Source organism: Pseudoalteromonas shioyasakiensis (assembly GCF_024518675.1).
Classification (GTDB): domain Bacteria; phylum Pseudomonadota; class Gammaproteobacteria; order Enterobacterales; family Alteromonadaceae; genus Pseudoalteromonas; species Pseudoalteromonas shioyasakiensis_B.
The window spans coordinates 64,589-76,872 of the sequence record NZ_JANIGL010000004.1; the positions used below are offsets into that span (position 1 = coordinate 64,589).

Annotated in this window: 18 protein-coding genes; 17 read left to right on the forward strand and 1 reads right to left on the reverse strand. The window is 41.0% G+C overall.

Features of this window, described 5'->3' with window-relative positions; translation table 11 throughout:
• The first annotated feature begins 103 nt into the window (after window positions 1-103).
• The 14 genes from rpsF (at window position 104) to alr (ending at window position 10,207) form a co-directional block, all read left to right on the forward strand.
• Window positions 104-445, forward strand: coding sequence for a 30S ribosomal protein S6 (gene rpsF / locus NQT69_RS13050; protein WP_036980061.1), 342 nt, complete (start codon window positions 104-106; stop codon window positions 443-445).
• Between the two features lie 69 nt (window positions 446-514).
• Window positions 515-817: a primosomal replication protein N gene (gene priB, locus NQT69_RS13055; RefSeq protein WP_256828314.1), complete on the forward strand. Its 303-nt coding sequence runs from the start codon at window positions 515-517 to the stop codon at window positions 815-817.
• 12 nt (window positions 818-829) lie between these two features.
• Window positions 830-1,057 carry a 30S ribosomal protein S18 gene (gene rpsR, locus NQT69_RS13060; RefSeq protein ID WP_002962753.1) on the forward strand — a complete coding sequence of 76 codons (228 nt, stop codon included), beginning with the start codon at window positions 830-832 and terminating at the stop codon, window positions 1,055-1,057.
• Between the two features lie 35 nt (window positions 1,058-1,092).
• Window positions 1,093-1,545, forward strand: coding sequence for a 50S ribosomal protein L9 (rplI, locus tag NQT69_RS13065; RefSeq protein ID WP_087531154.1), 453 nt, complete (start codon window positions 1,093-1,095; stop codon window positions 1,543-1,545).
• 253 nt (window positions 1,546-1,798) lie between these two features.
• On the forward strand, window positions 1,799-2,233 hold the full coding sequence (locus tag NQT69_RS13070) for a type IV pilin protein (RefSeq protein WP_372823203.1): 435 nt from the start codon (window positions 1,799-1,801) through the stop codon (window positions 2,231-2,233).
• 2 nt (window positions 2,234-2,235) lie between these two features.
• The gene (locus tag NQT69_RS13075; RefSeq protein ID WP_256828122.1) at window positions 2,236-2,685 is read left to right on the forward strand and encodes a GspH/FimT family pseudopilin; all 450 of its coding nucleotides are present in this window, start codon (window positions 2,236-2,238) and stop codon (window positions 2,683-2,685) included.
• Window positions 2,685-3,098, forward strand: coding sequence for a type IV pilus modification PilV family protein (locus tag NQT69_RS13080; protein WP_256828123.1), 414 nt, complete (start codon window positions 2,685-2,687; stop codon window positions 3,096-3,098). The genes NQT69_RS13075 and NQT69_RS13080 overlap by 1 nt, the downstream gene beginning before the upstream one ends.
• Window positions 3,098-3,625, forward strand: coding sequence for a PilW family protein (locus tag NQT69_RS13085; RefSeq protein ID WP_256828124.1), 528 nt, complete (start codon window positions 3,098-3,100; stop codon window positions 3,623-3,625). The genes NQT69_RS13080 and NQT69_RS13085 overlap by 1 nt, the downstream gene beginning before the upstream one ends.
• A complete protein-coding gene (locus NQT69_RS13090; RefSeq protein ID WP_256828125.1) occupies window positions 3,625-5,448 on the forward strand; it encodes a pilus assembly PilX family protein in 1,824 nt (607 codons plus the stop codon). The genes NQT69_RS13085 and NQT69_RS13090 overlap by 1 nt, the downstream gene beginning before the upstream one ends.
• A gap of 188 nt (window positions 5,449-5,636) precedes the next feature.
• On the forward strand, window positions 5,637-6,188 hold the full coding sequence (locus tag NQT69_RS13095) for an RNA polymerase sigma factor (protein WP_256828126.1): 552 nt from the start codon (window positions 5,637-5,639) through the stop codon (window positions 6,186-6,188).
• The gene (locus NQT69_RS13100) at window positions 6,181-6,660 is read left to right on the forward strand and encodes a hypothetical protein (protein WP_256828127.1); all 480 of its coding nucleotides are present in this window, start codon (window positions 6,181-6,183) and stop codon (window positions 6,658-6,660) included. The genes NQT69_RS13095 and NQT69_RS13100 overlap by 8 nt, the downstream gene beginning before the upstream one ends.
• Window positions 6,661-6,671: 11 nt before the next feature.
• Complete coding sequence (locus NQT69_RS13105) at window positions 6,672-7,616, forward strand: DUF4097 family beta strand repeat-containing protein (protein WP_256828128.1); 945 nt, start codon at window positions 6,672-6,674, stop codon at window positions 7,614-7,616.
• A gap of 132 nt (window positions 7,617-7,748) precedes the next feature.
• Window positions 7,749-9,128 carry a replicative DNA helicase gene (gene dnaB, locus NQT69_RS13110; protein WP_256828129.1) on the forward strand — a complete coding sequence of 460 codons (1,380 nt, stop codon included), beginning with the start codon at window positions 7,749-7,751 and terminating at the stop codon, window positions 9,126-9,128.
• Entirely contained in the window at window positions 9,128-10,207 is a 1,080-nt protein-coding gene (alr, locus tag NQT69_RS13115; protein WP_256828130.1) for an alanine racemase, read from the forward strand. The genes dnaB and alr overlap by 1 nt, the downstream gene beginning before the upstream one ends.
• A 2-nt stretch (window positions 10,208-10,209) precedes the next feature.
• On the opposite strand, the gene NQT69_RS13120 is transcribed toward alr, so the two are convergent.
• Complete coding sequence (locus NQT69_RS13120; RefSeq protein WP_256828131.1) at window positions 10,210-10,449, reverse strand: DUF2960 domain-containing protein; 240 nt, start codon at window positions 10,447-10,449, stop codon at window positions 10,210-10,212.
• 132 nt (window positions 10,450-10,581) lie between these two features.
• Here NQT69_RS13120 and NQT69_RS13125 point away from each other — a divergent pair, with 132 nt between their 5' ends.
• The 3 genes from NQT69_RS13125 to NQT69_RS13135 are packed head-to-tail and all read left to right on the forward strand — an operon-like array spanning window position 10,582 to window position 12,281.
• A complete protein-coding gene (locus NQT69_RS13125; RefSeq protein WP_256828132.1) occupies window positions 10,582-10,833 on the forward strand; it encodes a hypothetical protein in 252 nt (83 codons plus the stop codon).
• Window positions 10,834-10,858: 25 nt separating this feature from the next.
• Window positions 10,859-11,482, forward strand: coding sequence for a nicotinamide riboside transporter PnuC (gene pnuC / locus NQT69_RS13130; RefSeq protein WP_256828133.1), 624 nt, complete (start codon window positions 10,859-10,861; stop codon window positions 11,480-11,482).
• A 7-nt stretch (window positions 11,483-11,489) separates the two neighbouring features.
• Window positions 11,490-12,281, forward strand: a complete 792-nt coding sequence (locus tag NQT69_RS13135) for a phosphotransferase (RefSeq protein ID WP_256828134.1) — start codon at window positions 11,490-11,492, stop codon at window positions 12,279-12,281.
• The last annotated feature ends 3 nt before the right edge of the window (window positions 12,282-12,284 follow it).

A 12,284-nucleotide genomic window follows, 5' to 3' on the forward strand; every position in this document is an offset into this window, starting at 1 on the left:
AAGCGTAAAATGCGCGCTCATTTCGGCCTATTTAATATTAATTCCTTGCCTTAAACCGACTGGCTGAAACGGTAGAAGGCTCTATTAACCGTAAGGAATATCCATGCGTCATTACGAAATCGTATTCATGGTTCACCCTGATCAGAGTGAGCAAGTTGCTGGTATGATCGAACGTTATACTGGTTCTATCACTGAAGCAGGTGGTACTATCCACCGTCTTGAAGACTGGGGCCGTCGTCAACTGGCTTACCCAATCAACAAGCTTCATAAAGCTCATTATGTTCTTATGAACGTTGAAGCACCAACTGAAGTAATCAGCGAGCTAGAAACTACTTTCCGCTACAACGATGCAGTGCTTCGTAACTTAGTTATGCGTACTAAAAACGCTGTAACTGAAGCGTCTCCTCTTGTAAGAGAAGAGAAGAAAGAAGCACCAGCTGCTTAATTGTTTTGAGTCCAAGCATGGCGCTTGTTCAGTTGAGTTATTAAGATGAGCCAAAAGCTTAACCCTTATATGAATCAACTAACATTATCTGGAGTCGTTTGTAAAACGCCCAAATATAGCCAAAGCCCTGCAGGCATCCCGCATTGTATTTTTGTTGTAGAACATAAATCAATGCAAGTTGAAGCAGACCTTAACCGTAATAGTTATGTCAGGCTTCAAGTGGTTGCTAGTGGTAAGCAAATGCAACAACAGACTCAACATTTGCACGTTGGGCAGGCATTGCAAGTGAGTGGTTTTTTAAATCGCCACGAAGGTCGTAACGGCCTTAGCCAATTGGTTTTGCATGCTCAGCATATAGAAAGAATTAATTGAGGAATTTATCTCATGGCACGTTATTTCAGACGTCGTAAGTTCTGCCGCTTTAAAGCGGAAGGCGTACAACAAATCGATTATAAAGATCTAGCTACTCTTAGAAACTATGTTACAGAAAGTGGCAAAATCGTACCTAGCCGTATCACAGGTACAAGCGCTAAATACCAGCGCCAGCTAGCAACTGCTATCAAGCGTGCTCGCTACTTAGCCCTTCTTCCATACACTGACTTACATAAGTAAGCAGCGGATTAACAGTTTTTAAAAGGTGTAGAAACATGCAAGTTATTCTACTAGATAAGATCGCTAACCTAGGTGGCCTAGGTGACCAGGTTGTTGTTAAATCTGGCTTCGCACGTAACTTCCTTTTCCCGCAAGGTAAGGCAGTTCCTGCAACTAAAGCTAACATTGAAACTTTTGACGCACGTCGTGCAGAGCTTGAAGCGAAAATCGCTGAACAGCTTGTTGCTGCACAAGCACGCGCTGATAAACTTGAAGCATTAGCAGAAGTTACACTAGTTTCTAAAGCTGGTGACGAAGGCAAATTATTCGGTTCAATCGGTACTCGTGACATCGCTGACGCTATCTCAGCTGTTGGTGTTGAAGTTGCTAAATCAGAAGTTCGTTTACCTCTAGGTACTATCCGTGAGACTGGCGAATTTGACGTAGCAATCGCAGTACACTCAGACGTAACGGCTACTATTAAAGTAATCGTAATCGCTGAAGCTTAATTTTTAATTAAGCCCAAAAAGCCGTGCTCTTTAGCGCGGCTTTTTTGTATCTAAAATCAATTCTGAATCCCCATCTTAAGTAGTAGACTGAAGTTCCCTTTATAGGTATAATCCATGCCGAATTAATATTATAACTTAATGATTTATAGTTAGATACTAAATAGGGTTGTCGAAAATTTACATTTAATTGACAATGACAGCGTTGTCACTGTATATTGTTTGTGCACTGGGCATGGTGTAAAGGAAGTAAGTAGTGAAAAAAATAATTAATACAAACACAAAACAATTTGGTTTTACCCTAACAGAACTACTTATTGTTATTGCTATAATAGGTATTTTATACACCGTTGCATTGCCATCTTATATCGAGCATATGGAGCGAAGTAGAAGAGCTGATGTACAGCAAGAGATGCTGCAATATGGTGCAACACTTGAGCGTATTTATACTCGTAATGGTGGCTACCCTAATACTTTTAGTACTGCGCAAGACACCGAGTTTTACAAGTTTACCTATGCACCTTCAGATCGTATTCCTGGCTCAGCTCCAGCTGCTGATTTTCGTAGTCGCCAATACACGTTAACAGCCACTCCTAAGAAAGGCTCTGCGCAAGCGGGAGATCGCTGCGGCAGTTTAGTGATCACGCACAATGGTAGTCAATCAGCTGACGCTGCTAATTGCTGGGAATGATAATGGTAGGAGCAAAGGGGTTTACATTAGTTGAGTTAATGATTGTGGTGGGTATTGTTGCAATCATGGCGGTGTTAGCTTTTCCCTCGTTTAGTCAGCAAATAATGCAAGACCGAGTTGTAACTACCGCAAATCAACTCAATAGCGTGTATAGGTTTGCTCGTAGTGAAGCTGTAAAGCGTGACATTGATGTGAAGCTTGAGGTGAGCACCAGCAACTGGCAAGTAAAAGCGCCGGTTGATGGCCAAGAAACTGTGTTAAGGGAGTTTATAATTCAGCATCAAGGTATCAGTGTAGCCTTAGTTGACCGCGTTATTATGTCAACAGGTGAGATATCAGCAGCAAGCACTATTTTAATCAAAGATGATAATCATGACACCACGGATTATTACTTATGTATTTTAAAAAGTGGTCAAAACTGGTTGGCCGAAAAAGCAGTAGGTTGTGCATAATGAAGCAACAAGATGGTTTTTCACTATTAGAAGTGATGTTGTCTGTAGTCATTGCTGGAATTGCGCTACTGGGCCTTGCTACAGCGCAATTAAAGTCGTTGCAATATGCGACCAACAGTTTTAATTACACCATCTCTTTAGTGCAAGCGCAAAATACCATAGAGCGTATTTGGCCTCACGTTTGTGAACTGCAAACGACAAACCCTGATTTATTTAAAGATGTAAACTTTAGATCAAGTTTGGGGCCTCAAACTGTGGATTATTCGCTAACGTTACCCACAGAGTTTAGTACTGAAATGGCAGTCACTGTTAGCTGGCATGATGAGAGAATTAAACAAACAGATCCACAAGCATTAGAAAATCAAATAACTCTCAATGCTAGTTACCCTGATTTATCAGCAGGATGTAGCTGATGCAGTCACGCTTTTTGCACGTGCAAGGCTACACCTTAGTTGAGCTGATGGTTGCGTTGGCGGCGGGCGCTTTTTTACTCGGGGGCGTAAGCCTGGCTTACTCAGCGATTAAAGGGACTATTTTAGTGGGGAAAGAGCTCGAAAGAGCGCAAGAAGTTATCCGCTATACCAGTAAAGTTTTTACCCGAAGTATAAAGCAAACGCCTACAAGTCCAATTGTGAGTGCGGATGGCTTAACGATTACCATTAGTCAGCCTGCGGGAGTTATTACATGTAACGGCACAGTTACTGCCGTTGATGTAAATGAAGTCTACAGTTTAGATAGTAATAACTTAACCTGTACACAAGGAGCGTTAGCTGCAGAACGCTTACTGACAGGCGTAGAGTCGTTAAGTTTTAGTATTAATAACGAGGTTGTCACAATTAACGTGAAACCAGAGCAACTACCCAATCAATTTGGTAATGCTATCCGTATTGATATTGCAGCATCCAATGTCATTCTTGAAAAGTCATATAGTGGTGTTTAATGGATAATAAACAGCAAGGTTTTACACTCATAACAGTTTTGATTTTAACCAGCATGGCGAGTGTCGTTGTGCTTAACTCATTGCGCGATAACCTAGTACAAGAGCGACTAACCGGTAATTTTCAAAAAAAAATAAATAGCCGTTTGCTTGCTGAAAAAGGCGTATTTGCAGAAGCTAAATTATTGCAGCAAGCCTTAAATGCAGATTCTAGCTTAGATGTTGATGGCTTAATTGCTGCTACAGGCACTGCTACTGGTGCCGGCTTAATTGGAGATGATGCCACCTATAATGCCAGCATAACTAAAAATGCTGCAGGAGAGCTTGAAATTGCCAGTCTTGGTGAGCGTTATAGTGGCGATGCAAAAAGTAATTTAGTTGCGCGGTTTGGATTTAAACCAGGTAAAGGGAGTGAGTTGTTTAGCAATGCAATCGTCGGTTGTGAAGGCGTGTCACTGAGCGCTAGCGGTCGTATCGATAGCTATGACTCTAGTTTGGGTGATTATGATCCCGATAAGGCAGAGGCTGCGGCAGTGATTGGCACTGTCTATAAAGATAGAGATGTAACATTATCTGGAGCTTCAACAATTTGGGGGAGTGTCCATGCTACTGGTAGCATTATCTTTTCAGGCTCATCTCCGATTGTTGGTAGTTTAAAAGCAAACAATAGTATTGAAATTGACTCTAATTTTACGGTATCAACAGATCCACTTTTACCCGAAGGCTTTCCTTTAGATACAGCTGTCGGCGGCGACGTTTTATCGGGGGGGGATGTAATATGGAAGCAAGGGAAAATACTCGGTGTTGTTCGTGCCAATAACGATTTAGTTTTTCCAAATAATAGTGCAAGTACAGTCCTCGTTAATAAAAATAATGATGGATTAGATGTTATGTACGGCAACACATTAAAAGCGCCTGCTGGGTTAGCTACACATTTAGAGCAGGATGGTATTCCATATTCTGATGAAAAATTTAACGAATCGCCTAATGTTGAGTTAGTCCCATTTCAAGATCCTGATAACTTTGAAGCGAGTAAAGTACAATGTGACTCTATTGACATTGAAAATGTGGTAAACGATTTAATCGATTCAACGGCCGAAGATATTGTCGTTAAGCATAGTACGACTACCTTAGTCGTTGGCCAGCCTGATACTCGAGTCATTTACGAGCTAACACCTGAAATAGCTCAATCTAAAATAGAGAACCCAGGTACCTACGTTTGGGAAAGCTGGTTGGGTGAGCCGCCTGCAACATTAAACTATCAAATAGCCACAATTAACGAACAAAGTAACCAAAAAGTCTTAAAGTCGGGTAGTTTTACTCTAAATAATGGCATCTTAAAGGTGACGGGTGGTGATGTTACTTTAATTGTTAATGGTGACTTTACCATGACTGGTGATTCATTTATTGATATAGCTGTAGGCAGCAGTCTCACTCTTTATATTGCAGGGAAAGTAATTATGAATGCAGCTGAGGGAGCGATAAGCATGAAGCATGGCCTAACTGAGACTGGTAAGCCTGTTTTCAGTATTTACTCAGGCTTTGTTGGGGCTGATGGTGTAGATATAAGTGCAGACTCTGATTTATATGCTGCCATCTATGCACCTAAAACTGACGTGAGTGTTGTTGCTAATGGTGATTTTAGTGGTTCTATTAGAGGTAAAACAGTGACAGCCTCTGGGCGAGGTGGTATTCACCATGATTTAAATTTATCAAATGTTAGTAATGGTGGCAGTGGTGCCGCATCGGCTAAATTGGTTTTCCTTGGCTGGGCTTATAAAGCCCCAGAAAAATCGACAGCAGAGCCAGCTGAACCCGTAATTTAACCTTCCTTAAATAGCGGCTAGCTTCTCAGTGCGCCGCTATTCAAAATAATTTCATTCCATTTAAACCTTTTTAGCACTTACACACGTCTAACTATTCAAGAAACGGAAAATACAGAAAAAACGTATTTTTTAATTGCTTAGATATACACTAAATTAAGAATAACAACGATAAAGGGACAACATCAGCGATGTTGATAGATGCAAAAGAGGCTTTTACGTCAAACTGCGAAGATGCGCTTATTACACAAGTAAAAAGTGGTGATCAGCAGGCGTATGCTCAGCTATATAGCTTACATGTAAAACGGGTGTATGCCTTGTGTTTACGATTGCTCGCTGATAAAGAGCATGCTGAAGATGCGACACAAGAAGTGTTTGTGCAGTTATGGCATAAGATTGCCAGCTTTGAAGGGCAGTCACAGTTTTCAACTTGGTTGCATAGCGTAACCAGTAATATAGCCATAAGTTATTTACGTAAGCATAAAAACTGGCTGCAAAAAGTCGTGAGCTTTGAACAAAGTGGCATGGATGAACAAAGTGCGGCAGATTGCCAAGGTTTAAACGGCTTAGACAAGCTGGTTTTGCGCTTACCTGAACGCGCTAGAATGGTGTTTGTACTTCATGCTATCGAGGGTTACCGCCATGAAGAAATTGCATCCATGTTAGATATGGCTGTGGGATCCAGTAAGTCGCAATATCACCGTGCAAGGCAGTTATTAAAAGAGTGGTACGAAAATGAGTAAACAAAATTTTGAGCAGTTTCTAACCCTGTCATTAAACGAAACAGAGTCTGAACTTACGCCAGAAAAAGACTTGTGGCCGGGCATTGAAAGAGCAATTGCTAAACCAAAGAATGAGATAAAAGCTAAAAATAGTGGTTGGAACAAGTTAGCCGCTATTGCTGCCTGTACAGTTGCAGCGCTTTTAACTGTACAGCTCTTGGTAAAAACACCGCAAAACAATAGTGTCGTTGCGATGAGTGACTTTTTTACTAAACAAAAACAAAGCTTATTAGTGCAATACCAAGATAGTCCGGCGGTTACTGATAACTGGCAACAACAACTTCGTGAGTTGGAACAGGCCGAGAGTGCTATAAAGCAGGCGCTTGAGAATGAGCCAAATAATTCAGCACTATTAAGTATGTTAGCGCAAGTTTATCAACAGCAATTAGATTTAATTAATAAGGTGCACGCACCTAAGTGGCAATCAATTTAGGAGTTACAAGTATGAAGGCATTCGTTATTGCATTAGGTTTATTGCCACTGATGGCAGTTGCAGGTGAAAAAATAGATGAGACGATTAATGTTCCAGTTAATAAGCGTATTTTTATTGATAATCAACGCGGTGATGTGCGTGTTGAAGGTTGGGATAAAGCTGAGCTTAAAATTAGTGGTGAGCTTGATGATAAAGCACAAGGCTATCGTCTTGAAATAGAAGGTGACCGTATTGAGTTTATTGTAAAAATGCCACGAACAACATCGTCAGGTTGGAGTCGAAATGACGGCTCAAACTTAACCATTTTTATGCCTAAAACCAGTGAGCTTGAGTTGTCAGGCGTGAACGTGAATGTTATTGCCAGTAATTTAAGCATGGGAAGCGATATTGATGTTGTTAATGGTGATATCACGCTATCGGCCATTAGTGGGGATATTAGTGTAGAAACCGTGAATGGTGATGTGGATGCGGTTGGTTTAAGTGGGGATATTCGCTATGAAACGGTCAATGGGGAAATTAACGACAAAGATTCCAAAGGTACGCTTAGATTTACCGCGGTCAATGGCGATATAAAATCGAAAACACAGGCGCAAGATGTGCGCTTAGAGAATGTAAATGGCGATATCGACTTTGCTTTTGATGCCATTAAACGCTTACGTATCAATACAGTAAATGGTGAAGCTGAGGTACATATAAATCGTTTACTTGATAATGCTGATGTGCGCTTTGAGTCAGTCAGTGGTGATGCTGAGTTTTATTTTCCTGCGGATGTATCAGCAGAGTTTGAAATAGAAGCACACGCCAATGGCAAAATTATTAATCAATTAAGTGCAGATAAAGTGAATAAAGCAAAGTATGGCCCAGCCAGCGAGCTTGAATTCAGTATAAATGGTGGCAATGCAGATATAGAAATGGATACCATAAGTGGGCGCATAGAACTGAAAAAGCAAAAGTAGCTGTTGTTAACCTCATAATCTAGGTTATCAACTTGAAACGATGCTAAGCAAGAAAAGAAATCTTGCTTAGCTATTTTCACAACCTCAGCAAGTCGATAGAATAGGTCTATTCACTGTTAGTATTGCGAAGTTATGGCTAAACCAGATAAACAAGTCGACACCCTTAAAGTTCCTCCCCATTCCATTGAAGCAGAACAATCTGTTTTAGGTGGCTTAATGCTTGATAATCAAGCATTTGACCGTGTTGCCGAATTAGTCGTTTCGCAAGACTTTTATACGCGAACTCATAAGCTTATTTTTGAAGCCATGGTTGAGCTGGCAGAAATAGGCGATCCTATCGATTTGATCACGATTTCTGAAAGCTTAGAAAAAAAGAATGCACTGAGTAATATTGGTGGTTTTGCTTATCTAGCCGAAATTGCTAAAAATACACCAAGTGCCGCAAATATTGATGCCTATGCCAATATCGTGCGCGAACGTGCTGTTGTTCGTGAAATGATTGGCGTTGCCAACGAAATTGCCGAAGCGGGATTTAACCCGGAAGGGCGAACAAGCCATGACTTGCTCGATTTTGCTGAAAGCAAAGTCTTTAAAATTGCCGAGCAACGTACTAAAAGTACCGAAGGTCCGCAAAGCATTCATAACATACTTGAAAAAACCGTTGATAAAATCGAAGAGCTTTATCAATCACCACAAGATGGTGTAACAGGCGTGAGTACCGGGTATGCCGATCTAGATAAGATGACCGCCGGTATGCAGCCATCTGATTTGATTATCGTGGCAGCACGTCCATCGATGGGTAAAACAACGTTTGCGATGAACTTAGCCGAACACGCTGCGATGACACAAGATAAGCCGGTGCTTATTTACTCATTAGAGATGCCCTCAGAACAAATTATGATGAGGATGTTGGCATCCCTTGGGCGTATTAATCAAACCAAAGTACGTACAGGCCAACTTGATGATGAAGATTGGGCTCGGCTATCGTCAACCATGGGTTTATTAATGGAAAAAGGCAAAATGTATGTTGATGATGCATCAGGCCTAACGCCAACCGATGTTCGCTCCAGAGCGCGTCGTATTGCCCGTGATCACGGTGGTATTAGTATGATCATGGTCGATTACTTGCAGTTGATGCGAGTACCTAGCTTATCGGATAACCGTACTTTAGAGATTGCTGAAATTTCTCGCTCACTAAAAGCCCTTGCTAAAGAGCTACAATGCCCTGTAATCGCGTTATCGCAGCTTAACCGTACTCTAGAGCAACGTGCTGATAAACGCCCAATTAACTCTGACTTACGTGAATCAGGCTCAATCGAGCAGGATGCCGATTTGATCATGTTTATATATCGTGACGAAGTGTACAACGAAGACAGCACAGAAAAAGGCATCGCTGAAATTATTATCGGTAAACAACGTAACGGCCCGATCGGTAAAGTACGCTTAACCTTCCAAGGGCAATTTTCGCGTTTTGATAACTATGCGGGCCCCGCAGTTGATGATGAGTACTAATGCGTTTAGCTGTCGCTCAAATTAACTTAACTAACCTTGCGCATAACCTTGCGCAAGTGAAGCGTTTTGCGCCTAACAGCAAAGTAATGGCGGTTTTAAAAGCCAACGCCTATGGCCATGGCTTAGTGAAAATCGCACAGCATTTAAATAATGCAGATGCCTTTGCAGTGGCAAGAATTGATGAAGCATTAGCACTACGCGCTGGTGGCCTTACAAAGCCCATTGTTTTGTTAGAAGGGGTGTTTCATCCAGATGATTTACCTATTTTATTAGCTAATAATTTTCAAACGATTATTCATGATGAAAACCAGCTTGTAGCACTTGAACATGCTCAGCTTGATGCGCCAATTAGTTGCTGGTTAAAAATAAATACTGGCATGCATAGGCTGGGAATTGCACCAGAGCAGTTAGATGATTTTTATCAGCGTTTGAGTACCACCGCCAACGCCAAAAATACCATTAACTTAATGACTCATTTTTCATGTGCTGATGATATTAATGATAGCAAAACGACTAAACAAATTGCCTTATTTGACACCTTAGTTGCAGGTAAACAACAAGCTCATTGTTTAGCAAATTCTGCGGGTATCATTGCTTGGCCTGATGGGCATGGCGATTGGGTGCGCCCAGGCTTGATGATGTATGGTGTATCACCGATGTTAGGGGCAATAGGTGAGGATCACGGCTTAAAACCGGTGATGCGCTTAACTACTCGAGTTATAGCAATTCGTGATGTAGGTGCGCAGCAATGTGTAGGCTATGGCGGGCGTTGGCAAAGTGAAAAACCAACTAAGCTTGCAGTGGTTGCAATGGGTTATGGTGATGGTTACCCACGCCATGCAAAACATGGTACTCCAGTGGTAATTGGCGATAAACGCTATGGCATTGCCGGGAATGTATCTATGGATATGATTAGCGTAGACATAGGTAATAACAGCGATAATATCAAAGTGGGTGACGAGGTTGTAATGTGGGGACCAGAATTACCTGTTGAAGAGATAGCACAATGTGCAACGACTATCCCTTATGAATTACTTTGCAATATTACCCCACGAGTGAGCTACGAGTACCTCGATTAAGCTCACTCTTTAATAAAGTACACATCTGCAAAGCCCATTCGCGCAAACTCTTGATCGCGAAAGTTACGAACTGCCGCAGAGCCTTTTGAGGTCATTTCGATTTGTTTCACCATGTTTAAGTAACTGGTTAAATCTATGCCTTCAGCCGCGGCGATTGCTTGATACATATCAGGGTATTTATCTTTAGCAAAGTTAATTTCACGAGGTTGATTTTTATAGGTGTAGGTAATGCGTCGTGCCATGGGATGCTCAAAAGGAAAACTAAATTACCCTGATTTTACACCTTCTTTGTCATCCTCTCTACCTTTGAATGACTTGTGAGCAGCGCCGAGTTACAATAACAGAACTATTTTCAGTGATGGGAACAATAAATAATGAAATTATCTGTAGAGATCAGTAAATACCCACTGCACCAAGATTATATTCCGTTTATAAAAGGGTTTATTGACCGTTTAAATAGCTATGATGACTTAAAAGTGATCACTAATACCTTATCAACTCAGATATTTGGCGATTACGATTTAGTTATGTCGGTGCTGAACACTGAAATAAAGCGCTCGTATGAAGAGTTTGGTAAAGCGATTTTTGTGTGTAAATTTCTATCAGGCGATCTTTCTCCTGAATAATGTTTAATCTCTTAGCGAGCCAATAATGGATTTTATAAATCAAACTCTTGCAGGCTTTACTGCCATGTCACACTGGGAATATATCGCGGTGGCGTTGTCGATGGCTTACCTATTATTAGCCATCAAAGAAAACCTATGGTGTTGGCCTGCGGCGTTTTTTAGTACGTTAATTTATACCATTATGTATTGGAATGGCGCCTTATTAATGGAGTCATTACTGCACTTTTATTATATGTATATGGCTGTTTATGGCTGGCTAGTATGGCGTAAAGGCGGCACGAATAAACATGAGTTGGCAATTACCTCATGGCGTTTTAATCAACACTTAGCCATTATTGGGGCGACTTCAGTTGTTGCTGTGATACTCGGTTACATTATGACGAATTACACACACGCAGACTTTGCTTATTTAGATAGTTTTACGACCTGTTTTGCCGTGGTGACAACCTATTTAGTCGCAAAAAAAGTGCTGGAGAATTGGTTATATTGGATAGTCATTGATGCTGCATCTATGTATTTATATTACGAAAAGGGCTATTACCCAACACTCGCCCTATTTGTGTTTTACACTATTATGGCAGCGTGGGGCTTTAAAACCTGGTACGAAGAGTACGAGCAAGACCAAGCTAAGCCGTTAGCACAGTTATAAGCCCAGCATGACCTTTGATAAAATAAGCGCTATTTTTAGCGCTTTTAATCCTCAGCTTGAAATTCTTAGTAGCGAACGTTTGTACAGCGGCTTAAGTAATGACAACTTTTTAGTGCATACTGAGCAACACGCTTATTTATTAAAATGCTACCGAGATCATTGGCCGTCAGTTGGGCTAGCCGCGCAAACTCAGCTAGCTGCTCAACAAATATGCCCAACACCAATTTGGCTCGATAAAAATAATCAGCGCGCTATTTTTAATTATATTGATGGTGATATTGCGCAAGGACATTACTGCTCAGAACTCATCAGTAAGTTGGTTAAGTTACATCAACATGCTGTAACAACACCGCCAATGGATATTAAATACGAGCTAGATTATTACCGTGAAACAGCGCTTTACCAAACTTATAAGCAGGCTGTAGCATCATCACTATGCTATATTTCCAATCAACCAAGGGATCCTGGTTTTTGTCATAACGACTTAGTGAAAGAGAATATTATTGCTAACTCAACGGGCATGTATTTAATTGATTTTGAATACGCGAAAAGCAACGATATATACTTTGACTTAGCGGCATTGGCCGTCAGTTTTGTATTAACTACTGAGCAAAAAAAGCAACTACTTCGCACTTATCAAAATTGTTTACCCAAGGTACATTTATTTAATCCTTCGCTTGAGAAGCTTGAGCATTATCAAGTGGTGTTTTTAGTGCTTTGTGTATGCTGGTACCACGAGCGTGGGATTACTGATAAGGTAGTAATGTTATGCAAGCAGCTGGATTATCTAATCAAATAGCCC